At 56.5% G+C, this 21,934-nt stretch carries 21 protein-coding genes; 1 reads left to right on the forward strand and 20 read right to left on the reverse strand.

All coding sequences use genetic code 11. The features are described 5' to 3' along the window. Positions 1 to 103: 103 nt before the first annotated feature. The 16 genes from tri1 to ACTJJA_RS08700 form a co-directional block, all read right to left on the reverse strand. Entirely contained in the window at positions 104 to 1,174 is a 1,071-nt protein-coding gene (gene tri1, locus ACTJJA_RS08625; protein WP_440667429.1) for an ADP-ribosylarginine hydrolase Tri1, read from the reverse strand. Continuing rightward, a complete protein-coding gene (locus ACTJJA_RS08630) occupies positions 1,155 to 1,610 on the reverse strand; it encodes a hypothetical protein (protein ID WP_440667431.1) in 456 nt (151 codons plus the stop codon). The genes tri1 and ACTJJA_RS08630 overlap by 20 nt, the downstream gene beginning before the upstream one ends. Positions 1,611 to 1,642: 32 nt before the next feature. Next, positions 1,643 to 2,368: an ankyrin repeat domain-containing protein gene (locus tag ACTJJA_RS08635; RefSeq protein ID WP_256350462.1), complete on the reverse strand. Its 726-nt coding sequence runs from the start codon at positions 2,366 to 2,368 to the stop codon at positions 1,643 to 1,645. A gap of 35 nt (positions 2,369 to 2,403) precedes the next feature. Then, positions 2,404 to 3,822 carry a phospholipase gene (locus ACTJJA_RS08640; protein WP_440667433.1) on the reverse strand — a complete coding sequence of 473 codons (1,419 nt, stop codon included), beginning with the start codon at positions 3,820 to 3,822 and terminating at the stop codon, positions 2,404 to 2,406. Between the two features lie 32 nt (positions 3,823 to 3,854). After that, positions 3,855 to 5,273, reverse strand: a complete 1,419-nt coding sequence (locus tag ACTJJA_RS08645) for a serine/threonine protein kinase (protein ID WP_440667435.1) — start codon at positions 5,271 to 5,273, stop codon at positions 3,855 to 3,857. A 24-nt stretch (positions 5,274 to 5,297) separates the two neighbouring features. Further along, positions 5,298 to 7,913 (reverse strand): type VI secretion system ATPase TssH, encoded by a 2,616-nt coding sequence (gene tssH / locus ACTJJA_RS08650; protein ID WP_440667437.1) that lies wholly within the window; start codon positions 7,911 to 7,913, stop codon positions 5,298 to 5,300. A gap of 38 nt (positions 7,914 to 7,951) precedes the next feature. Then, complete coding sequence (gene tssG / locus ACTJJA_RS08655) at positions 7,952 to 8,995, reverse strand: type VI secretion system baseplate subunit TssG (protein ID WP_440667438.1); 1,044 nt, start codon at positions 8,993 to 8,995, stop codon at positions 7,952 to 7,954. Continuing rightward, entirely contained in the window at positions 8,992 to 10,863 is a 1,872-nt protein-coding gene (tssF, locus tag ACTJJA_RS08660; protein ID WP_421510534.1) for a type VI secretion system baseplate subunit TssF, read from the reverse strand. The genes tssG and tssF overlap by 4 nt, the downstream gene beginning before the upstream one ends. A 2-nt stretch (positions 10,864 to 10,865) precedes the next feature. Then, entirely contained in the window at positions 10,866 to 11,429 is a 564-nt protein-coding gene (gene tssE, locus ACTJJA_RS08665) for a type VI secretion system baseplate subunit TssE (RefSeq protein ID WP_010432861.1), read from the reverse strand. Then, complete coding sequence (locus ACTJJA_RS08670; protein WP_440667440.1) at positions 11,422 to 12,234, reverse strand: type VI secretion system accessory protein TagJ; 813 nt, start codon at positions 12,232 to 12,234, stop codon at positions 11,422 to 11,424. Before ACTJJA_RS08670 ends, tssE begins: the two co-directional genes overlap by 8 nt. A 9-nt stretch (positions 12,235 to 12,243) precedes the next feature. After that, positions 12,244 to 13,230, reverse strand: coding sequence for a hypothetical protein (locus ACTJJA_RS08675; RefSeq protein ID WP_010432854.1), 987 nt, complete (start codon positions 13,228 to 13,230; stop codon positions 12,244 to 12,246). Between the two features lie 16 nt (positions 13,231 to 13,246). Beyond that, the gene (locus ACTJJA_RS08680) at positions 13,247 to 14,044 is read right to left on the reverse strand and encodes a PP2C family protein-serine/threonine phosphatase (protein ID WP_042714629.1); all 798 of its coding nucleotides are present in this window, start codon (positions 14,042 to 14,044) and stop codon (positions 13,247 to 13,249) included. Continuing rightward, entirely contained in the window at positions 14,041 to 15,804 is a 1,764-nt protein-coding gene (tagH, locus tag ACTJJA_RS08685; protein WP_440667442.1) for a type VI secretion system-associated FHA domain protein TagH, read from the reverse strand. The genes ACTJJA_RS08680 and tagH overlap by 4 nt, the downstream gene beginning before the upstream one ends. An 81-nt stretch (positions 15,805 to 15,885) precedes the next feature. Beyond that, entirely contained in the window at positions 15,886 to 16,293 is a 408-nt protein-coding gene (locus tag ACTJJA_RS08690; RefSeq protein WP_440667444.1) for a putative T6SS immunity periplasmic lipoprotein, read from the reverse strand. Further along, entirely contained in the window at positions 16,284 to 16,826 is a 543-nt protein-coding gene (locus tag ACTJJA_RS08695; protein WP_440667446.1) for a hypothetical protein, read from the reverse strand. Before ACTJJA_RS08695 ends, ACTJJA_RS08690 begins: the two co-directional genes overlap by 10 nt. Positions 16,827 to 16,883: 57 nt before the next feature. Further along, positions 16,884 to 17,366 carry an Hcp family type VI secretion system effector gene (locus ACTJJA_RS08700; RefSeq protein ID WP_010432842.1) on the reverse strand — a complete coding sequence of 161 codons (483 nt, stop codon included), beginning with the start codon at positions 17,364 to 17,366 and terminating at the stop codon, positions 16,884 to 16,886. Between the two features lie 272 nt (positions 17,367 to 17,638). Here ACTJJA_RS08700 and ACTJJA_RS08705 point away from each other — a divergent pair, with 272 nt between their 5' ends. After that, positions 17,639 to 17,854, forward strand: coding sequence for a hypothetical protein (locus ACTJJA_RS08705; RefSeq protein WP_440667448.1), 216 nt, complete (start codon positions 17,639 to 17,641; stop codon positions 17,852 to 17,854). Positions 17,855 to 18,047: 193 nt separating this feature from the next. Here the strand turns inward: ACTJJA_RS08705 and ACTJJA_RS08710 are convergent, their stop codons facing one another. From ACTJJA_RS08710 to tssA, 4 genes are all read right to left on the reverse strand, one after another. Next, positions 18,048 to 18,713 carry a hypothetical protein gene (locus ACTJJA_RS08710; RefSeq protein WP_440667449.1) on the reverse strand — a complete coding sequence of 222 codons (666 nt, stop codon included), beginning with the start codon at positions 18,711 to 18,713 and terminating at the stop codon, positions 18,048 to 18,050. Between the two features lie 97 nt (positions 18,714 to 18,810). Then, positions 18,811 to 20,310, reverse strand: a complete 1,500-nt coding sequence (gene tssC / locus ACTJJA_RS08715) for a type VI secretion system contractile sheath large subunit (protein ID WP_028018712.1) — start codon at positions 20,308 to 20,310, stop codon at positions 18,811 to 18,813. A 3-nt stretch (positions 20,311 to 20,313) separates the two neighbouring features. Then, positions 20,314 to 20,838 carry a type VI secretion system contractile sheath small subunit gene (tssB, locus tag ACTJJA_RS08720; RefSeq protein WP_010432827.1) on the reverse strand — a complete coding sequence of 175 codons (525 nt, stop codon included), beginning with the start codon at positions 20,836 to 20,838 and terminating at the stop codon, positions 20,314 to 20,316. Positions 20,839 to 20,913: 75 nt separating this feature from the next. Next, positions 20,914 to 21,930, reverse strand: a complete 1,017-nt coding sequence (tssA, locus tag ACTJJA_RS08725) for a type VI secretion system protein TssA (RefSeq protein WP_440667452.1) — start codon at positions 21,928 to 21,930, stop codon at positions 20,914 to 20,916. Between the last annotated feature and the right edge of the window lie 4 nt (positions 21,931 to 21,934).

Below are 21,934 nucleotides of genomic sequence, written 5' to 3' on the forward strand. Positions count from 1 at the left end.
TCTGTATTCCGTAATGGTTTATGCTGAAAACGTGTTTGAACGTAAAGCTAATTTTGACAAAGTGGTTTTGGATATGCGCCGGTGCTCTTATGCGTCAGAAACGTTAAAGAAAGTTATCCTCAGGTGCACTGTGAAATAGCTCCCCTGCCATGCTGACGAGACGTTCGTGTTGGACCAGTTTATCTTTCCACTTCTGCGGAATACCTGAATAGCCATATAACGCACCGGCCAGTTGACCTGCCGTTGCCGCAACGCTGTCGGCATCATCCGCCAGATTGGCGGCAAGAAGGATCGCATCACGGAAATTATCCGTATGCCATACCGCCCACATTGCGGCCTCAAGCGTATCGATAACATAACCGCTAGAGCGAATCTGGTGACGGGCCTTATGCTTGTACTCACCAGCGTTGACGATCATAACCCTTGCACACAAAGGAAACCGATGAGGCTCGAACGACGCCTCTTTTGGATAACCGCTCATTAAATAATGGAGAATAAGCCCCAGAAACTGGCATGCATTAATGGATTCAACCGCGCCGTGAGTTGCCCGGCTCTGCGCCTGAGATTCAAAATAGATTGCGCGGAGCGATTTTCTGCGAAAGATCGAGACGGGCGCCTGACGAACAATAGCGGCATTCCCAGCGGTATGCTTCTCGGTGTTACCGTACCAGGATGGGCCGATACGCCTGTACTGTTCCAGTGCAAAACGGGTGGTATTACCAATGTCAAAACAACGGCCGTTGCTGCTGTTTGAACCTGTGAGATACCACTTCAGAAGCCATTGCCGCATAACATCGGTATGCATTCTTTTTTCTGAAAGGTAGGTCTGTGCCACACAGATTGCCATTGAAGTATCATCAGTCCATTCCCCAGGTTTTAACTGGAAAGGCCCGCCGCCGAGCATATCATTTATGTGTTCGCTATCTCGGCGCTTAAATTCCAGCGTCGCCCCGACGGCATCACCAACCGCCAGCCCTACGAATGCCCCCAGTGCTTTATCAAGCGAAACACCCTCCGTTGTGACGAGGGGTAATGTTTTATCCCATATCTCAGACGCTGTCGCTTCAGCCGTATCCATCTGCTGTATGGTCTTGCGGATATTTGCCGGCATCAGATTACGGTAGCGATCGGCATAATGGTTAACCACAGCATCGTCACTGTGAAGATCGAGCATTACGCGTCCTTCCGTATTGATGTATCCACAGAGAGTAGATCTTAAGAAACTCTGAAAATATAAACAAAACACTATACAGCCAGACGTTCGAGGCGCCCGCGATATTCAACAACAACGGGAAAAGGATCACCGAGTACCGGAAGGAGATCAGACGAAAAACTTCCTGGCAGAGCGCCAGTCTGCTCGCGAAAGGCTTCCCGGTCAGAAAGCACCATGCCGAGGCAAAGAGCGACAACAGCAACAGGAAATCGAGAATAAAGAAAAGCAGCAGAACGCCGGATCCACCACCAGAAAGCCAGTTTCCTGTCGCACTGAAAGAGGATATATCGGATACAAAGGGGACTCTGTCATGGCGCACGGACTGCGCACAGTAGACCGCAACAGCCAGCGCATCCATCGTTCCCCAGAAAATGAATACCTGCTTTTTAACACTCATCATTGCTCAAGGAAGTGCACTGTTTAACAACATCACTGACTCACCGGTGCAGGAGGCCATTTACCGCCATGCTGAATAAGCGTGTCTTTGATTTCAGTCAGCTTTTGATATTCGTCACTGCCCTCTTTCGCCCGGTTCAGATAACGCTGCAGCTGGTTGGCCATTGTCCAGCCATTATCCGCCTTGATCTCAGCGTTTGCGCCACGCTCCAGCAAAAGCAGGACATGGTCGTAAGAGTGAAAGTCCAGCGCGGCGATCAGCAACGTATTACCCAGTGAATTGGTAATATTGATGTCCGCTCCACCGTCAAGCATCGCCTGCAGCGTATCGGTGTTTTTTGCTTCGAGGGTCTCGAAGATAATCGGTTCCCCAAACGTTTTATCCTTCGCATCCGGCGATAATCCGCCCTCCAGCATCGCCTTTATCCAGACCCCACTGTCCGCTTTCAACACATATTCAGCCGGACTGCTCTCTCCTTTAGGCCTTGGCTGGAGCGGATCTGCCCCCGATTTAACCAGGGCGGTAATAATTTTTAGCTGTTCCGGTGTTTTTTTATCGTTAATTGCGTTCATCACCGCCCAAAACAACAGCGTCATGTCCTCTTTACCGGGTTTATTAAGGTCTGCTTGCGACGCTAATTTAATAACCTCATTCATCTCACCAGCTTCAATTGCACGCGCGACTGCGAGCTGCTGACCACTGAAGTAATTGTCTGGTTTTAAATCCATATTTTGCTTGCACCCCTGAACCATAAACATTAAACAAAGCGCTATCCAGCCAGTAATCAATGATTTCACGCGCGACTCCCGATAATGGCGATGTCTTCAACTTTCTGTTGCTCAATACAGTTAATCGCCTGATCGATGCCATGGCGATCGAGAGCACCTCCCGTTCCCCCCGGAAGGTCGTGTGCAATTCCGGCAGCGTTAGGCATGACGGCAGAAAGCTCTTCTTTGGCTATCAGCGCCGGCACGTGTCCTTTAACCGTTTTGAAATCTTCCCAAAGGTTAACTTCCTGAATTTTCGTCAGCAGTTCACCTTCAACCCGGTAAGCCTGAATATTTTCCGTACTGCCCAACAAACTTCCGCCGTACTTCTCTACGGTACCTGAATTTAGACCGGCCGCATTGAAGGTCCATCCCGGCATACCGCTGGCCATCGCGGTAGCAGACGCTAATCCGCCCCCTAAAGAGTGGCCCGCAATGTCCACTTGTTGACCGGATTTAGAGAGCTGTTCGCCAAGACCCACTGCTCTTTTATAATAATCTGACGCCATTCCGAGCCCTTGCGCACCGTTATTTTTCCAGTCAGCCATGTTCTTCATGGGGAAAAATTCGGGTTGCCGTGACCCTCTGAAAACCAACGTTGGGTTCATATCACGACCAAAAACAGCAGGGTCGGGTTGATATACGCGGGCCAGAAAATCAGGAGAGGCTGTATTGTCGAAAAGTGATTTGCTGTTCAGCCCAAGCTTCTTCAGCGCCGCTGCGTCATTACTAATATCCGTCCACCCCTCCGGCACGCCGGGCGTTGTTTCCAGCGGGTTTACGGTCTTATAAACATTTTCCGCAAGCTTCGCTTTCTCCACGGCAATATTATTCGCCGCTAACCGTTTAGCCGCGATCTGCGCATCCGGGTAGAGACTGTTGCTGCCCTTCGCAATCAGATCCTTACGGGCCTGCCAGCGTTCGGCTTTAGTCATATTCTGCAACTGAGAGGCATAGGTTTTACCGTCTTTGCCCGGCGTCGGCTGGTCAGGCACCTGCGCCGCTTTGGATTTCACCACCTGCGTCGGCAGCTCCGTTGGCGCAGGGCGGGAACCATAGATGCGCACCATCGTTTCGTAACGATCGACGATAGTGCTTACCGGGTACCAGCCCAGTCCGGTGAGCGAGGCGGCCTGCAGCCGCCCCTGTGCATTGATGTAAAAGATTTCCGTTACCGATGACCAGCTGCGAAAACTCTCGTCAATCGCAACGATTCTGCCCATATCAAGATCCTGCGCAATCAGCTTGCGCGTATCGCGCCCGGACTGATAGGGATTCGCACCGGTAATGGTTCGCAGTAAATCGTAGCGCGTGAACAGCGAGCGCAGCGAATTGTCGGGCACCGACATAATCCACTGCCCGGCGACGGACGGGCGGATAATTTTCGCAAAAAGCGCTGGCGAGACGTTCTCGCTGAAAAGATAGACAAACTTAATGTTATACATTCGCTCCGTCCTGTTCCCTGTCCCTGCCTGACTTACGGATTCACCAGCCAGGTGCCCGGCTTGGCAATATCCAGCGTCTGGGTACGCGTTATCCCGTTGCCCTGCAGTTCAATCTTCGCCTCACCGGCTGGCAGCTTGAGCGATGCATAACCGTTCGTCGCCGGACGCAGCGCTTTTGGCTCGCCGTTCACTTTCAGCGTTTCGCCGTCCTGGATACGGATATAGGCCAGCGCAACAGGGCTCGCGACAGGTGGTGGAACCTGTTCCGCTGCCTGCTCGCTAACCTTCGCCGCTTCCGGCTTCACGTCTGGCGTGTTCGCGGCGGTTTCAGTCGGACGCGTCTCTGCCGGTGCTTGCGCCGCCTGCTCGGGCACATCCTGACCGCCGCCGCTAAACAGCATGGCTCCGGCTACAACGCCCACCAGAACGCCAGCGGCAACCATGCCCGGGATCTTGTAGCGGCGCCAGTCAAGCGCCGAAGCTGGCTTCTCTTCCTCTACCGGAACCAGCATGGTGCCGGTTTTTTTGGCGGTCAGCACATCGTTGATACCGGCGACCGGCATCTCAATCAGCGCCGCGAACTCGTCGATAGACTGCGGACGGTCCTCCATGTGCAGCGCCAGCGCGCGGCCAATGGCCTGCAGCAGCGGGATGGAATAACCCTGCGGCATGATTTCCACCAGCGGTTTGCAGGTATCCTGGATGGAACGCACTACGCTTACCGGCGGCGGCGATCCCACAATCAGGGTACGCAGTACGGCACCAAGGGCGTAGATATCCGTCCACGGACCCTGCTCGCTTTCGTTGTCATCGGTGTACTGCTCAATCGGCGCAAAGCCCGGGCGCAGCATGGTTTCCGTTTCGTCAGAGAGGTTACCGATGGTGCGGCGCGCGGAGCCAAAATCGAGCAGCACCGGCAGGCCGTTATCCTGGATCTGAATGTTATCCAGAGAGATATCGCGATGCAGGTAGCCTTCGTCGTGGATGGTCTTGATCGCACCGAACAGCATCGGCAGCGTGCGGCGGATCCACGCCTCGTTGATCAGCTCCGGCTTTTCTTCACGCAGGCGTGAAAGCGTGGTGCCGCTGTAAAACAGCGTCCCCATGTAGGCCGTGTCGTTTTGCACCCAGAAGCGCAGGACGTGCAGCAGATTCGGATGGTTAAAGCGCGCCAGCAGACGGGCTTCCTGAATAAAGCTGTTCAGGCCGGCGGAAAACGCTTTGCCAAAGCGCTCGCTGCGCAGCACGAGGGTCATGTCATCACCGCGCACGGCGAGCGAGGAAGGCATAAATTCTTTGATAGCGATAGTGCGTTCGAGCTGGTGATCCCACGCGCGATAGACAATGCCAAAACCGCCGCCGCCGATCACCTCTTTGATTTCAAACTCGTTGAAGCGGTACCCGACCGGGAGCGCGTTTGGGACAGTCCGATTGTTATCATTATCCGTCATCTTTTACAGTTCTCTTGATGATTATTACGCGGCAAACTGACAGTGAAACTCGCCCTGCTCGCAGGTGACGTGCAGACGTCGGTACTGCTCGTCGCTGCGGCTGGCGGTAAGTAATATCTGGCTCATCTGAGGCAGCAAGGTGTTGGTCAGAATAGCATCTACCATGCGGCCACCGGACTCCACCTCGGTACAGCGCTGAACAATCTGTTCCACCACGCTGTCGTCAAACTCAGAAATAATGCTGTGATTCTCTTCCAGACGGCGCTGAATGCGCTTGAGCTGCAGGCGAACAATCTGCCCCAGCATCTCGTCGCTGAGCGGGTAGTACGGCACCACCAGCAGGCGGCCCAGCAGCGCCGGCGGGAATACCTCCAGCAGCGGCTGGCGCAGGGCGCCGCTTAACGCGTCAGGCTCCGGCATCAGCTCCGGATCGGCGCACATTGCGCTAATCAGGTCGGTGCCGACGTTGGACGTCAGAATAATGATGGTGTTACGGAAATCAATATGGCGCCCTTCGCCGTCCTCCATCCAGCCTTTATCAAAGACCTGGAAGAAGATCTCGTGGACGTCCGGGTGCGCTTTTTCAATTTCGTCCAGCAGCACCACGCTGTAGGGGCGGCGGCGCACGGCCTCGGTCAACACCCCGCCTTCACCATACCCTACGTACCCCGGAGGCGCACCTTTTAAGGTGGAAACGGTGTGCGCTTCCTGGAACTCACTCATGTTGATGGTGATAACGTTCTGCTCGCCGCCGTAGAGGGATTCCGCAAGCGCCAGCGCGGTTTCGGTTTTACCGACGCCGGACGGGCCGCACAGCATAAAGACGCCCACCGGTTTGTTGGGATCGTCGAGCTTCGCTCGCGAGGTTTTCACGCGGCGGGCAATGAGGTCCAGACCTTGACGCTGGCCAATAACGCGCTGGTTCAGCGTGTCGGCAAGGTTCAGCACCGCGTCGATCTCGTTTTTCACCATCCGGCCCAGCGGGATCCCGGTCCAGTCAGAGACCACCGCGGCCACCACGTTTTCATCCACAGCCGCAAACAGCAGCGGTTCATCGCCCTGTAAGGCGTTCAGCGCCTGCTGCTGTTCCGCCAGCTGGCTGCGCAAATCAGCGGTGTCTTCATCGCCCGCCGCGAACAGCGCCGCGCGCAGGCGAATAATCTCCTGCACCAGGCTGCGCTCTTCTTCCCAGCGCTGGGCCAGGGCTTCGCGTTTTGTTTCGTACGCGTCGCGTTCTGCGCGTAACGCCGTTACGCGCTCAGCGTCACCGGCACCGACGCGCGCTTCGCGCTCAGCGATCTCAATTTCCACGTCCAGCGCGGCAAGGTGGCGCAGGCAGTCTTCCAGCTGCGCGGGCGGCGCGCTCTGGCTGACCGCGACGCGGGCGCAGGCGGTGTCGAGCAGCGCAACGGCTTTGTCCGGCAGCTGACGCGCCGGGATGTAGCGATGCGACAGCTTTACCGCCGCGCTGACCGCTTCGTCGAGCAGCAGCACCTGGTGGTGCGTCTCCAGCGGCGATACGGTGCTGCGCAGCATCAGAATGGCTTTCGCTTCGTCCGGCTCATGCACCTGCACCGTCTGGAAACGACGGGTCAGCGCCGGGTCTTTCTCGATGTACTTTTTGTATTCCGCCCAGGTGGTGGCCCCGATGGTGCGCAGCTGACCGCGCGCCAGCGCTGGCTTCAGCAGATTCGCCGCATCGCCGGTCCCCTGCTGGCCGCCTGCGCCAATCAGGGTATGGATCTCATCGATAAACAGAATGATCGGCGTGGCGCTGGACTGTACCTCATTGATTAACGCCTGCAGACGGGCTTCAAACTCGCCTTTCATGCCTGCGCCAGCCTGCAGCATGCCGATATCCAGCAGCCACAGCTGGATATTTTGCAGCGGCTCCGGGACGTCGCCGTCGGCGATACGCAGCGCCAGCCCTTCCACCACCGCCGTTTTGCCGACCCCGGCTTCCCCGGTCAGCAGCGGGTTGTTCTGGCGGCGACGCATCAGGATATCCACCATCTGGCGGATCTCCTCGTCGCGCCCGACAACCGGGTCAATCTTCCCTTCGCGAGCGCGGGCGGTCAGGTCCTGGCCGTACTGGGCCAGCGTCCCCTGCGCAGCCGGTACCGCACCCGCCGGTGCATCGACGGCGGCGGCGGCCTGCTGCGTCTCTTTGCTGTTGGCGCAGATAGCGTCGAACTGCTCAATCAGCACCTCAACGTTCAGGCGGGTGAACTGTGACGAGATGCTTTTCAGCACGTTAGCCAGATTCCAGGTTTTAAGCATGCCGATCAGCAAATGGCCGCCGCGAATACGGCTGACGCCAAACTTCAGCGAGCCGAAGACCCAGGCGCGCTCCACGGCACTGTCGATGTGTTCGGAGAGATCGGAAACGGAACTCGCCCCGCGCGGAAGGACATCCAGCGCCGCAACGATATCGCGCGTCAGCTGCTGTTCATCAAGGGCAAAGTGGCGGATGACCTGCTGCAGATCGCCATCCTGCTGCTGCATCAGCTGATGCAGCCAGTGCACCAGCTCAACATAGGGGTTGCCGCGCAGCTTGCAGAACGCAGTGGCGCTTTCCAGAGAGGTAAATAACAGCGTATCCAGTTTGCCGAAAAGCACGGCACGGCTAATTTCTGACATGTTAGTTTCCATTAACAATAATTCGGTATACGGAAGGATTACCGCTCTGCGCGATACACCAGATCGCCACGCGGGACAGGCTGCGGCTGACGGCCCAGCCAGGTGTTGTAGCCTAATCGCCCATTGCTGCCGAGCGTGGTGCCCTGCACCGCGTCTTCACGCAGGATCACCCGTGTTTCCCATTCAAACTCCACCCCGGCGTACTGACGCACCCAGTCGCGCAGCTCGGTGACCCACGCTTCGCCCGGCAGAAAGCGGTTGTACTCCTCCGCGCTCAGCGGGCCAATGTCGATGCGAAACTTATGTTGCACGTCGCGCACCGCAACGCCGAGAAAGGCGGACTCACCCATGCGCGGCATGCGGCGTCCTGCTCCCAGCTGCGCCTGCTCGCGCGTGGAAAGCGGCATCCACTGCGGCACGTTGCTGACCAGCTTGACCGGCGCTTTAAAATAGTTGCGCAGGATCTTCTCCAGCCCCTCCGGATCCCGCCCGTGACGGGTCAGGTGTCCGGCGTGGGTAAAGCGTGCATGCGAGCTCAGGCTGCCTTTGTTCATCTGCCCCGGCTGCCCCATGCCAATCAGCGACGCCAGGTAGCCCTCAAAGCGCTTGTTATCGGCGCGATCCAGAGAGACCGCCGGTTGCGCATCCGCCCAGGCGCGGTAAAACAGCAGCGCAAGGCGGTGGTGGAACAGATCGGCAAACGCACTGAGGCTGGTGTCCTGATGATGATAAATACGCTCGCGGGCATATTCGGTCATGTGAACCGGCAGCGGGCCGTTCGGGCCAAACAGGCCGAAGCTGAGGATAGAGACCTCGTGCAGCCCGCTTTCCTCCCGCTGACGTACCTGGGCCAGCGTCGACGGCGCAAAACTCATCGACGGCTGCTGGCCGATGCGCAGCGGCTCAAATTTCGGCAGCGGCGCGCGTCCCAGCGGGTAGCGCTCGCCGCCCTGGGCATCAATGCGCCTTAGCAGCTGAAACAGATCGTAGCGCCAGGGCGTCTCGCGGACCCCGCTCCAGAACGTATCCGGCAATCTGGTCAGGCGATGCACGCGCAGCGGTGCAGTGGCAGCGTCACTCATATCAGCGCCCTTTTACCCATACGCGGTGCCCAGTAGCCAATCTCGCCGCGCTGCTGACTCTTCAGGGTGAACTCCGTAAAGCTGTTGATGGACACCAGACGGGCAAAGAGACGCTCCATTACGCTGCCGAAAAGCCACGGGCTGGCGCCGGAAAAGGCGCGCTCATCGACAGTCAGGGTAATGCCGATCCCGCGGGCGAAAACGACCGGACCGGGTTCAGGCACGCGGCGGTGAACCGGCTCCAGCACGCAGTGGCGAACGCCTTCCACCTGACGCGCAACGGGCGTTTCTGCCAGATTGGCGTACAGCCCTAACAGCTGTCGCAGCGCGGCCGCGCCGTCTTCATTTTCGCTGTCCATCAGGCTGAGGTAGTTCATCTGCAGCTGGCTGATGAGCCGCCAGGTGCTGAACCCTTCTGCCAGCGCGGGGCGCGGCGGCGTCGGGCCTTTACGCAGGGTGAGGGATTTCACCGGCATGGAGTCGGCCATAATGAACTGCCCGAGCTCCTGCTGCAGCATCAGCGGCAGGTCGCGGCTGGTGCAGAGCACCTCGGCAGAGATGTAGCGCAGGTTTTCCTGCCACGGCGCGTGCTGTTCATCCACCAGCGAGATAAACACCTCCGAGCCAATATAGCCGGTACGGGTGCCGTAGCGCAGAGCGTGCTCGGACAGTACGCGCTGTTCGCGGCGCAGGGAAAAATAGGCCCCGTAGTTACCCGCATCGCCGCTCCAGGTGCTCCAGAATGGACGAAACGTCTGGTCATCACGCTGGCCGTCGGCGCTGCCATAGATTTTTTTGACCGCGTAAATTTCATAATCCAGCGGACGGATGTTATCCACCACCAGATGGTATTCATGCTGGCCTTCGTTCAGCTTCTGACGCGCCGCGACCTTAGGGAACAGGTTGATGACAGGCGTACAGTGCAGCGCCAGATGGCTGGCATCGACCACGCGCTCCAGCTGTTCATCCGACTTATCCAGCAGAATGAAGATGTCGAAGGCTTTTTCGCCTTCACAGCGTTCGATAAGCTTACTCAGACCGCTGAGGCTGATGAAGCGGAAGCGGGCCGGAAACGCGAAATACTCCTGCAGCAGGCGGTAGCCGTCAAAGTTACGCAGATCGTCCGGAAGCAGCGCCTGGTCAGGCTCAAAGCCTTCCTGGCGCAGCGCGTCAGACGCCAGCAGCTGTCGCTGCGGCTGGGGGCTGACCGTCTGACAGACGATCCCGGCGTGGTGCTCCATCACCAGCTCCAGCAGCTTCAGCGCTTCAATGTCCGGACCGCCGAGGAAGAATTCCAGACGGTCGAAATCCAGGTGCCCGAGGTTTTGCGGGCCGTCGCAGGCGATGCGGATCCGTAAGGCGCTGTTGATCCCCCGCTGGCTCAGCCCCAGCTGCGCGAGCGGCAGATCGGCGGGCACGCCGCCCAGCTCGACCTTGTCGATTTTCAGCGGCAGCAGATTGACCTCGTGCGCCGTGGTATAGCTGCAGGTCACGCCGGTCTTCTTCAGCGCCAGGCTGTCCATCATGGTACCGCGCGGCACAATGAAGCCCTTGCTCAGGTCGCCCCGGCTGCTGTCGGGCTCAATCTCCGCGATCGCCATCGACGGCGTGGGCGCGAGATAGTTAGGCGCAATCATCTCCAGCAGACGCTGGGAGAAGCGCGGAAACTCCGCGTCCATTTTCATCTGCACGCGGGAGGTCAGGAAGGCGAAGCCCTCCATCAGACGTTCGGTATACGGGTCCGCCACTTCGATGCCGCGCATGCCCAGCCGTCCGGCGACTTTTGGGTAGCGTTCGGCAAACTCGGCCCCCATTTCGCGCAGGTAGGCCAGCTCACGGTTGTAGTATTCGAGCAGTTTACTTTCCACGATTACCCCGCATCTTTCAGTTCAAAATGGCCGTTTTCCAGATCGACATCGGTACGAAACAGAAACTCCAGCGGGTACGGCACACACCACAGACGCCCTTTGATCTCGATGGAGAGCACGTTGTGCAGATCCAGCGAGGAGGTATCCGACACGCAGCGGACCTGCAGCCCCTGTGGCAAAATGCGCGGTTCAAAATTGATGATGGCCTCGGTGAGCTTGCGCTGAATATCGTGCCATTCGATATCCGACATTCTTTTCCCGGCCAGCGGTGCGACGCCGAAGTTGACCACCGAGCGGTTCACGTGCGGCAAGGCGCTCAAATCGCCGGAGGCATCGTGGTTGATGGTGTTAAACAGCCACTGCAGATCGCGCAGCACATTGCGGCGCAGGGCGGCGTGGGTGATCAGATTGCTGTTGGCCGACTCGCGTTTTTTTTCCGGGTCGTTATCGGTGAGACGATCCAGCAGCGAGGGCTGCATTTTGTCGCGCGCCCCCACCTTCTCCTGCTTGCTGCGTGCCTGCCAGCCGCTGCGCAGCAGATCGCCTTCGCCAGCGGGATTACTCATCGGCTCCATCCGTCGCAAACGTCACGAGGTTCAGGGAAAGCAGCGGGTATTCGCTTTGTTCGCTCAGCCACGCCTTCTGGCCCCGTCCTTCGTACAGCGTACCGTCAGCGTCAAGCGGTAACCATTCAGTCGTACGCCCGAGCATGACGGCATCCGAAGCGTCTTCAGCAAAGGGATAGCGCGCCGGGATCTGACACACCTGCTCCGTACCGTCGGTCAGGCGCACCAGCGCGTGACGCCAGACCAGATCGGTGACGCTGGCAGGCGCCTGAAAACGGATCTCAGCGATAGCGCTAAACGGCAGCCAGAAATAACGGCCGTTGACGATGGTTTCGCACACCGGGCCGAGGCGGGCATCGCCGTCCATCAGCCAGCCAAACGCCTGCGTCTCATCATTTTCGAGGGTGATCTGACCAGGGTTTGCCTGCGCTGTCTCGAGGGCTTCCAGACGCAGCGCACTGGCGCGTTCCCCCTCCTCGCTCAGCGCCGCGGCCAGGGTTGTCAGCCACGGCCACTGGGTTTCAGGCATGGCCGGACGCGCCTGTCCTGCCATCACCTGCGCGCGCTGCAGCTCGCCCTGAATGGATTGCTCCAGCAGGGTAACGGTAGGCTTCGCCTGGGGCTTCAGCGCCACCCAGCTTTTCAGCTGGGTCAGGGCGCGCGTCCAGTTGCCGCTGAGGATCAGAAACTGCACAAACGCGGCGCGGAGATCGGCATCCGCCGGACGGACTTTGATATCGGCTTCCAGACGACGCAGCGCATCGCTGAGCGGCTCACCCGCCAGGTGTTGATAAAGCGTATTCATCGCCACTCCTTAGTTTGCCGCGCGCCATGCGCCCACTGCCGGATCGCGCAGCTGAGGACGTAGGGTGTCAATCAGGACAATATTCAGCGAGGTACCCGGTGTCACCCACGCGCCCCAGGTCTGTTTGACTTCGGCAATGCGCGCCTGCAGTTTGGCGTCATCACTGGCGATCTCGCGGGAAATCTCTACCGCCACCGTGCCGTTGCTTTTCCAGCCGTTGAGGGCGTTGTCGTAGGGCAGGATCATCCAGCTTTGATCGCTGTTCTGCGTGCTGAACACCATGCGTTCTTTGTTGACGGAGGTGATCAGAGCGTTTTCAGGATCGGCGCTTTTGTTCAGGCCCATGACCGGGAAGCCGTGAATGTAGGTCACCGCCATCTCTTTCTGCTCGCCGTTGCGGGTCTGAGAGATAACGGTATGGCCGCTCAGCCAGCTGCCGTTGCCGCAGCGGGTGGTGTCGGTATCCGGGATGAACAGTGCGGGTGCGGAGGCACCGCCTTCCCAGAATGTACGCAGATGGCAGCCGTCCTGAAGGGTAAACTCCTGCCACGGCGTGCGGTCAGCAGCCACGGTGCGGGCTTCAGCGTTCTGATCCGGCGGCAGCAGCGCGCCGCTGGCGGCGGTACTGGCCGGAGCCGCCTGTTGCTGTTTCACCACCAGCGCCCAATCCTGCGCTTTCCCTGCGGTACCCTCAGCCAGCGTGACGCCCGCCGGATCGTTAAGCGTCCAGCTGAGTTTATTCACTTTGCTGCACTGATGTTCCAGCAGTGAGCCAAGACGCGGCACAAAGTTTTCCAGCACGGAGACGTCTTTCTTACCGTTTGCCACAATACGCAGCGCCACTTCAGGCTTACACCAGCTCTGCGGCGTGTTGTCTTTGATGTTGTCGATCCAGATATCCAGCTTCTGCGCAGGGGACTGCACGATGCGGAAATTCTCAGCCTGCGCGGTGGAGGTCACCGCCAGAAGTGCTAAACCCGATAGCCAAAGTTTCATATCGTTCCTTATGTGTCTAATCAGTTCCGCAGGGAAGAAATTGCGCTGCGTCAGAGAGCGTATGCAGCAAAGTGGTGTCCTGAGGGTCGCCCATCCATACCGCCAGGGCCGTATAGTTGTCCTGAGCATTCCCCTCCTGCTCGCCATTCTTTTGAATGATTTGGTTCATTAAGGTCAGCCACTCCTGCGGCGTATTGACCATATGCAGCGACTGCTTCATTTGTTCTTCGCTGACGCCGTGCCAGAACCCGTCGGTGCAGAGTAAAAAGGCATCGCCGTCTTCCACCTGCACCACGTCGCTGTAGCTCGCTTCCGGCCCACCGTTTTCAATCCCCAGCGCGAGGTACAGCAGGTTGCTGTTGAGATCGTCGGTCTGATGCCCCGCATCCTTCATCTGCTGCACCAGGCTGTGGTCGGTGGTGACATGCCACAGCCAGCCGCGGCGAAACAGATACAGGCGGCTGTCTCCGGCGTGCGCCCAGTAGGCCAGACGGTAATCCCGGTCAATGAACAGGCTCACCAGCGTTGTGCCCATTCGACGGTAATCCTGCACCGCCTGCTGTTCGCTGAGAATGGTGCGGTTCGCCGTTTGCACATAGTCGCGAATATGCTGCGCATTCAGGTGTTTGTCGCCATCAAAGCGGGAAATGATGCTGTTGCGGGCCAGCTCAGCGGCCACTTCACCGCCCGGCAAACCCGCGATGCCGTCACAGACGACAAAGCAGGCTGAACGTTCCCCTATGGTTTCTCCCGTCTGATCCTGGTTGCTGGCGCGCGTCCCCTGGCGGGAGAGAGAAGCCGTTGCGATATTCATTTGTCTTCCGATCCGCTCTGTGAGTCTTTGTACTGATTCACCTCCATGTCGTACGCATGAAGGAAGGCCTCGCCAAACAGGGTGTGGAAGTCATCCTCAATCTCGCCTGCCGTCTCACCGTAGCTGCGAACAAAGTAGTCCCACAGGGCGGCTTTACGGCTGCCCGGCAGCGCCAGACGGGAGGTCATGCCGTTCTGCTTCGCCTGCTCTTCCAGCTGTTCCGGGTTAAAGGACTGCAGCATTGCGGCGATGATGGCGCGAATACCGGAGATCATGCCCAGCTGGTGCGCCTGCAGATCGATCAGCGCGTCGCGCACGGATTTTGTTGGCGGCATAAAGCCCGGCATCGGCGTGCCGAACATCTGGATCAGGACGGTTTTCCCGGTAGGAAGCAGCTTGAACGGGTTGTTGGCATCGTCCAGCACCATGGTCATATCGGCTTTCACGCCGCGCTTGAGGATGGAGCGCGAGGAAAGCAGCGCCACGGTGCCCTGAGAGAACATGCCGAGGATCTGCCCCAGCTGACGCATATTCTCACGGTCAAACTGCGGGACGGGCTGCATTTCGCTCAAGCCCATGCCTTCCAGCAGCGCCTCCAGCAGCTCGCCCTGCAACACGTCGCCTTTCTCGCCGCTGTTCGCAGTGGCGGTTGGGGAGGCAGCGTTATTGACCGGATCGATGCGCAGGCGGCCCTTCGGTGCCTGAGCGCTACTGCGCGCAACGGCCTGCGGGGTCGGCATGGTGAAACCTGCATAATCCGGTCGCGCGGGCTCTTCTTCAACAGCACGCGGGGCCTCCTGCGGCTCAGGGGCGAACAGCGGAGAATCGGCCAGCGCGTCCTCTTCCTGCTCAGGTTCCGGCACTGGGGAAGGCTTCTCGTTAATAATGTCATCCGGATGGGTTAACGGCGCGCCGCCCATCAGCCCGAGCGGGTCGTCATTGCGCGCGGCTGGCGCGCTGGCTTTACCGCCAAACAGGGCCAGCGGATCGAGTTCATCCGCCGCCTCTTCTTTAGGCTCGGCTGGCTTAGTTTCAACCGGCGGCACCAGCGTTGACGGGGTGACGTCGTCAAAAATACTCTCTTTTTTGAACAACGCTTCATCGCTGAACAGCGTGTCCGGGTCAACGTTCTTACGCTCAAGCTTCGGATCGCTGTCGTTGAACATCGCCAGCGGGTCTTCGGCGTTACGCTCCGGCGCAGCAGGCTGGGAGAACGGATCCTGTGATGCCGCAGGCTGAGGTTTTGTGCGGTTGCTTGAGATGCTGTCGGAGATGGAGAACTCCTGCATCAGGCTATCCCAGATCTCCGTTGGCACGGCGGTCGGCTCGCCCTTCCCGCGCGCTGCGGCATTCGCCGGTTTCGGCTGCGACGCTGGTGCTGGCGCGGCTGGACGAACCTGCTGCTGCATGCTGGCCGCCATGCGGCTCACCGGCTGCGTGTCGTGAATAATTTCAGCCACTTCAATGCGGTAGTCATCAATACCCAGAACGTCTCCATCCTGCAGCTCGACCTGACGACCGCGTTCCAGTGGAATATCGTTCAATACCACGCGCGTAACGCTGCCACGGTTAGTGACGCGGCATTCGCCATTGGCGTCAACGTGAACAATGGCCTGCAGACGCGAGATGGTGCGGTCATTGTCCGGCAATACCAGATTGTTATCCGTACCGCGCCCAATGGTGCCGCCCGGGGCGTAAAAATCACAGCTGCTCTGCGGCGGCTGATGACCGGGTTTCGTAGAAATAATCGTGAATCGCATGGCGTATTCCTGCTGGTATGATTAGCGCTCAAACGCTGCCGCTCTCGGGGCGAGAACGGCGGCGTTTGGGGTTAACATATTCTATTCAGTCTGCGTAAGCTTAAACTGGCCTGAGGGACCTTCTTGTAAGGTGAAACGGGCCGCATAGCGAATAGAATCGTTTTTCCCTGACACTTTCAGAGCAACATCATATTCTCCCGCTTGCCACGTAATCCCCGTCCACTGATGACATTGTTGGGTCGTTAACGTCACCTCAGGGCTAAACGTTGACGGCGGCGATATCGCTTTCCATTCATTTCCCGCGCGTTTCATTATGGTGGGTGAATGACTGGTGATAGGCGCGTCTAACCCGGCATTAGCGGGAATAGCAAAGCAGGGTTCGTTGTTCTTTAGCGTAACCGAAAGCGGCTGATATTGTGCCGGATGAGATACACAGGCGCTCACCGTTAATGCGATTGCCACAACACTGAATAACTGTTTCATAACCATACTCGTCGGTCTTTAGGATTTTGAATAAACAACGATAATACCTGCAGGTATTTTTCCTTCAGATCTGGTCCGATAATCCCCTCAAACCCTGCAATATTTCGGAAATCACCCAAGCCGTAATTTATCAGATAATAAAAATCTGAAATGATAGAAGCCTGCTGCTCCATACCAAAGTCCGATAGTTTTTTATCGGAGGGCAGAGAATAATTATAACTTGCTGCCCAACTGAATGCTCCTCGGGTTCGAACATTCATTCCAATCTGATGCTGCAACACATGCACCATCTCGTGAATAAACCAGTGTTTATATCGCGGAACCTCTATCGAGAAGTCATCCCGATAATGCGGCTCGCGAAAATAGAGCTCACCATTGGGGGTCATCGCGACATCTGTGGACTGCATATTAAATGGCAAATAGCTTTTATTATGAACTTTAACTTCAGAATACTTTAATGCGTCACCAAAAACCGAGCGTGCCAATGCTATTTCGCCAATGGTGAGAGGACGGGCGCCTCCTTCCTGCAAACTTGCCATGCTATCTTCCTTCCCGGTTGATAATGGCCGGGGAAAACTCCCCGGCCACATATGCAATTACGCTTCTTTGTTCTCTTTGATGTTCCAGCCAGCGCTGCTTTCAGCACCTTTACCACCGGCAGTGGTCTGCTCCCAGTACTGCTGTTTCACTTTCGCAGCCTGGAATGCGTAGGTCACGCCAACGGTGTCGCCGTTGTCTGCACCGGTGTACTGAACAGAGGTCACCAGGACGTCTTCCAGGGTGATGCGGGTGTATTCAACCTGCTGGCCACCTGCTTTGCAGACGGACAGTTCAACTTTGGTCAGGTGCTTACCGCTTGCGCAGTGTTTCAGGACTGCTGTAGTGGATTTGTCGATCAGCGCGTTAACGTGCAGGTCGTTAAAGTTAACTTTACCGGCACCGCCGCCACCGCCAACGCTCATATTACCCGGCTGGGAAGCGCCCCAGGAGAAGGAGGTAATATCAGTCCAGCCGGTGTGGTTAGAATCTTTTGATTCGCCCGTAACACCCTCGACCTTCAGAAACATATCAATAGCCATAATATCTACTCTTCGTGGATGAACAATATTGCTTTCGAAAAAGCCCTTATATGGCAAACAGGAAAGCATGGGGCTGAATAAAACCGTCCATATTTTACCTCTGCCTCTAGCCTGACGAATTCGAACTTCGTACAGACTCTTCAGAGTGCCTGCAATTGCAACCACCCTAAATTTTGTTAGTCACACTTCATGGTAACTAAGCGCTAGACAATCATTCACTGTATCATCTAGAATATTTTCAATCGTCTATCATTCATTTAAGGCTTCATAACATGAAGAAAACATTGTTATTAATACTTACCATTGTACTTTTGATTATCGCAGTTTTCACAACTGCAGATCTTTTTCAATCAGCCTGGTATGTATTTTCATTAGAAAAAATTACTACAACTTCTGCAGGCTTACTTTTTGGGAAATTAGTTTTCCTACTGGTCATCCTTTTGGCACTTTACTTCTCGCTAAAGTTTTTACGTAAATCAAAGCTTTGACTTTAATTTTTCCGCAAAATAGTAAATGGCGATAGATGCAACTAAAAGAAGGATTAGTAGAGCTGCATTTATCGTTATTTCTAAGGTAGTCACCGACCAATCAAAAACAAAAATATAATAGCCAAGGGTTGAGAAGAAAAGCATAAATGAAACAATAAGCATGAGATAGACTATAACGTACTTTGATGCTCTTTCAAACACGAGTAGCTCCTGCTAAAAATCGGCTAAAAATCTCTTTATCTATAGCACCATGACTCTGTTGGAAATTTATAGCTTCAATAAATGGCTTAACATTATCTTCAACGAGAAAATATAATAAATCTAAATCACCCGCACCACGCAGCTCATAGTAAACATTTTTATTTAATTTTAACAGATCGTATGAGGTATAAACGGAGCGAGAAATTGAAGCCCCTACACTTAACACACCAGTAAGTCCTGCAGAAACAAGAAATCGCGGAACAATTTTTGAAACGAATAGCGTAATTAATTCATTTACGAAAACCATTTTAAAGGCTATACCACCCACTTGCGACCCACCTACTCTTAGGAGGAGTTCCTTAGATTGCTCTTCAGATAAACCAGACAGATAACGTTTGACCACTGTATTGATTAACCGACGCACATCTTCTGATGTAAGCCCTTTTTTGATTAGCGTTAATAACCTAATTTTGTCTGTTTCATTTCGCCACCGATGGTCTGTATCCAGAAAATCTTTGGTTAACATCCATAAGTCTTCTGGGATTGACATAAAACCATCGACCGCGCTGCGAGCGAAAATTTCTGGGCCACTCTGTTTACGCGTATCAAAAATCTTCAACATGCCATCTGCAATTTCTTTTGGTGAACTCGTTCCCAATATTGATTCCTCCTGAAGTTAATGAATGTCGATGGTTTTCTATATGAATTATGCCAATGTAGTTTACTTTGCCGGCCCAATGAGCCGGCAATCATCATCACGCGTCTTTCGTCTTCAGCGACGGCAGTTTAGAAACCAGGCGCAGGGAAACGGTCAGACCCTCCAGCTGGTAGTGTGGACGCAGGAAGAACTTCGCGGCGTAGTAGCCCGGGTTGTCTTCGATTTCCTGCACCTGCACTTCCGCAGCCGCCAGCGGCTTACGGGACTTGGTCTCCTGGGAGGAGTTAGCCGGGTCACCGTCCACGTAGTTCATTACCCAGTCGTTCAGCCAGCGCTCCATCTCTTCGCGCTCGCGGAAGGAGCCGATTTTGTCGCGCACGATGCACTTCAGGTAGTGCGCAAAGCGGCAGCAGGCGAACAGGTACGGCAGGCGAGAGGCCAGACGCGCGTTGGCGGTGGCATCCGGGTCGTGGTATTCGGCCGGTTTTTGCAGAGACTGCGCGCCGATGAAGGCGGCAAAGTCGGAGTTTTTGCGGTGAACCAGCGGCATAAAGCCGTTTTTCGCCAGCTCGGCTTCACGACGATCGCTGATGGCGATCTCGGTCGGGCACTTCATGTCCACGCCGCCGTCATCGCTCGGGAAGGTGTGGCACGGCAGGTTCTCCACCGCCCCACCGGACTCCACGCCGCGAATTGAGGTGCACCAGCCGTACTCTTTGAAGGAGCGGTTGATGTTAGCCGCCATCGCATAGGCGGCGTTCGCCCAGGAGTAGCTGTTGTGGTTCGCGCCGTCGGTCTGCTCTTCAAAGTCAAAGCTGTCCACCGGGTTGGTGCGAATGCCGTACGGCAGACGCGACAGGAAGCGCGGCATCACCAGGCCCAGATAGCGGGCATCTTCGGATTCACGCAGTGAACGCCAGGCCGCGTATTCGGTGTTCTGGAAGATCTTGGTCAGGTCGCGCGGGTTAGCCAGCTCCTGCCAGGATTCCATCTGCATCACGCCCGGTGCGGTACCGGTGATAAACGGACAGTGCGCCGCAGAGCCGATGCGCGCCATTTCACCCAGCAGCTCAACGTCCTGCGGGCTGTGGTCGAAGTAGTAGTCGCCGACGATGCAGCCAAACGGCTCGCCGCCGAACTGACCGTACTCCTGCTCGTAGATTTTCTTGAAGATCGGGCTCTGGTCCCAGCCCACGCCCTTGTAGCGCTTCAGGGTGCGTCCCAGCTCCTGCTTGGAGATGCTCATAAAGCGGATCTTCAGCATCTCGTCAGTTTCAGTGTTGTTCACCAGGTAGCTCAGGCCGCGCCAGGCGCTCTCCAGCTTCTGAAACTCATCGTGGTGAATGATCTGGTTCACCTGCTGCGACAGCTGCTCGTCGATACCGGCAATCAGGTTCTGAATGGTGCGGTAGGTGTCGTTAGAGAAAGTGACGGTGTTTTCCAGCGCCTGCTGCGCCAGGGTTTTAACCGCGCTTTCTACGGCAGAGCGCGCCTGATCGGTTTTCGGGCGGAACTCTTTGTTCAGCAGCGCGCTGAACTCATCCTGGCTGAACGCCTGACCCGCCTGCTGCTCGTGTTGTTGAGTCTGGTTGCTCATCGATTATTCCTCGCTACCTTTCGCGCTTTCGTCATTTTTCGGCAACTGGCTCAGAGATTTGAGCAGCGTCGGATCCTGCAGAATTTTTGCGATCAGCTCTTCTGCACCGTTTTTGCCGTCCATATAGGTCAGCAGGTTAGAGAGCTGGGTACGCGCTTCCAGCAGCTTGTTCAGCGGCTCAACCTTGCGGGCCACCGCATCCGGCAGGAAGTCGTCCATGCTGTCGAAGGTCAGATCAACGTTCAGTTTGCCTTCGCCCGTCAGGGTGTTATCCACGTTAAACGCCACGCGCGGCTTCAGCGCCTTCATGCGTTCATCAAAGTTATCGATGTCGATTTCAAGGAATTTACGCTCATCGACGGCAGGCAGGTTTTCTACCGGTTTACCGACCAGATCGGCCATGACGCCCATCACAAACGGCAGCTGAATTTTACGTTCTGCACCGTAGATCTCTACGTCGTACTCGATCTGGACGCGGGGAGCACGGTTACGTGCGATGAATTTCTGTCCACTGTTACTCATTGCCATGATGTTCTCCATCAAAGATGCGCGGTGAAGGTGAAACGACAGGCTCCATGCCTGTCGTCATAATACCAGGACGCGTTATTCGCGGCGTCCAAAGATGTTTTCCAGTTGGTTAACGCCGTCTGGCGCCAGGTCGCGAATAATGTCCATAAAGTTAAGTTCAGACAGCCGCTGCACCCGCTCAATCATCAGCGGTGCGGGATGGCTCGGTTCGTACTGCGCAAAATACTGTTTCGCTTTTTCCAGCATCAGCTGGGCGTCGGCGCGGCTGGTGACCTGCACGCTGCGCCAGTCGGTGACCTGCTGAACGGGCTGCGTTACCGCCGATTGCTGCTCAACCTGGGGTTCAGCCTGCGCCTCACGGTTCGGCAGCAGCTTGCTGATGTCCGTCACCTGACAGGCGCTGGCGACCAGCCCAACAGTTTTCAGCAGCTGTTCCATCTCCGGTACGCCGCTTTCACCCAGATACCCGGTGAGCAGATCGCGAATGGCCAGCAGCCGTTCGTTAACCACAATGACCGCTGCGGTGCCGGGCTGATCGCCGCGTGCCAGCTCGTCAATCAGCCTTGGGCGGCCGCCGGGATAGTCAGGGCATTCCGTTTTACTGCCGTCGAGCAGCGCCTGCGCGTCCCGAAGCGAAATTTCATCCCCGTTCGAGCGGAGCAGCGAGGCGTTGCGTACCGCGACGGTGAGGTCAGATTTATCGCTCAGCCCGGCGAGGGCGTTGATGCGGTAGAACGGATCGGTTTCGCCGTACTCTTCCAGCAGCGGGTAGAGTTGCTCCCAGTAACGGGTCAGCGCTTCCTGCACCAGTAACAGCCCGTCTGCATAGCCCGCGAGTCCACGGCGACGTGTCCAGGCATGGGTTAATGCCAGCAGGACGCGAAGATCTTTGGTGCGGGTCAGCAGGCTGGTAGCGAATTTTTCTACCGTGTTCCAGTCAGCGGGCTCTGCCGGAATAATGGTGTCGCCAAACTGCTGTTCCGCTTTCCCCTGACTTGCCTGATTCATGATCTGGAAATCAGCGTCATACTCCAGGTTTTCGCCACAGGGTTTGTCGGGGCTTATCGGCGCGAGAAATTCTTCGATATTCATGAGA

Origin of the sequence: Enterobacter sp. 22452 (assembly GCF_052045065.1) — a bacterium.
GTDB classification, from domain to species: Bacteria; Pseudomonadota; Gammaproteobacteria; order Enterobacterales; family Enterobacteriaceae; genus Enterobacter; species Enterobacter mori.

Bases quoted from the DNA above. Each gene is read 5' to 3' on its own strand.
- tri1 (WP_440667429.1), bottom strand. From the start codon at position 1,174: ATGCTCGATCTTCACAGTGACGATGCTGTGGTTAACCATTATGCCGAT.
- ACTJJA_RS08630 (WP_440667431.1), bottom strand. From the start codon at position 1,610: ATGAGTGTTAAAAAGCAGGTATTCATTTTCTGGGGAACGATGGATGCG.
- ACTJJA_RS08635 (WP_256350462.1), bottom strand. From the start codon at position 2,368: ATGTTTATGGTTCAGGGGTGCAAGCAAAATATGGATTTAAAACCAGAC.
- ACTJJA_RS08640 (WP_440667433.1), bottom strand. From the start codon at position 3,822: ATGTATAACATTAAGTTTGTCTATCTTTTCAGCGAGAACGTCTCGCCA.
- ACTJJA_RS08645 (WP_440667435.1), bottom strand. From the start codon at position 5,273: ATGACGGATAATGATAACAATCGGACTGTCCCAAACGCGCTCCCGGTC.
- tssH (WP_440667437.1), bottom strand. From the start codon at position 7,913: ATGTCAGAAATTAGCCGTGCCGTGCTTTTCGGCAAACTGGATACGCTG.
- tssG (WP_440667438.1), bottom strand. From the start codon at position 8,995: ATGAGTGACGCTGCCACTGCACCGCTGCGCGTGCATCGCCTGACCAGA.
- tssE (WP_010432861.1), bottom strand. From the start codon at position 11,429: ATGAGTAATCCCGCTGGCGAAGGCGATCTGCTGCGCAGCGGCTGGCAG.
- ACTJJA_RS08670 (WP_440667440.1), bottom strand. From the start codon at position 12,234: ATGAATACGCTTTATCAACACCTGGCGGGTGAGCCGCTCAGCGATGCG.
- ACTJJA_RS08675 (WP_010432854.1), bottom strand. From the start codon at position 13,230: ATGAAACTTTGGCTATCGGGTTTAGCACTTCTGGCGGTGACCTCCACC.
- ACTJJA_RS08680 (WP_042714629.1), bottom strand. From the start codon at position 14,044: ATGAATATCGCAACGGCTTCTCTCTCCCGCCAGGGGACGCGCGCCAGC.
- tagH (WP_440667442.1), bottom strand. From the start codon at position 15,804: ATGCGATTCACGATTATTTCTACGAAACCCGGTCATCAGCCGCCGCAG.
- ACTJJA_RS08690 (WP_440667444.1), bottom strand. From the start codon at position 16,293: ATGGTTATGAAACAGTTATTCAGTGTTGTGGCAATCGCATTAACGGTG.
- ACTJJA_RS08695 (WP_440667446.1), bottom strand. From the start codon at position 16,826: ATGGCAAGTTTGCAGGAAGGAGGCGCCCGTCCTCTCACCATTGGCGAA.
- ACTJJA_RS08700 (WP_010432842.1), bottom strand. From the start codon at position 17,366: ATGGCTATTGATATGTTTCTGAAGGTCGAGGGTGTTACGGGCGAATCA.
- ACTJJA_RS08705 (WP_440667448.1), top strand. From the start codon at position 17,639: ATGAAGAAAACATTGTTATTAATACTTACCATTGTACTTTTGATTATC.
- tssC (WP_028018712.1), bottom strand. From the start codon at position 20,310: ATGAGCAACCAGACTCAACAACACGAGCAGCAGGCGGGTCAGGCGTTC.
- tssB (WP_010432827.1), bottom strand. From the start codon at position 20,838: ATGGCAATGAGTAACAGTGGACAGAAATTCATCGCACGTAACCGTGCT.
- tssA (WP_440667452.1), bottom strand. From the start codon at position 21,930: ATGAATATCGAAGAATTTCTCGCGCCGATAAGCCCCGACAAACCCTGT.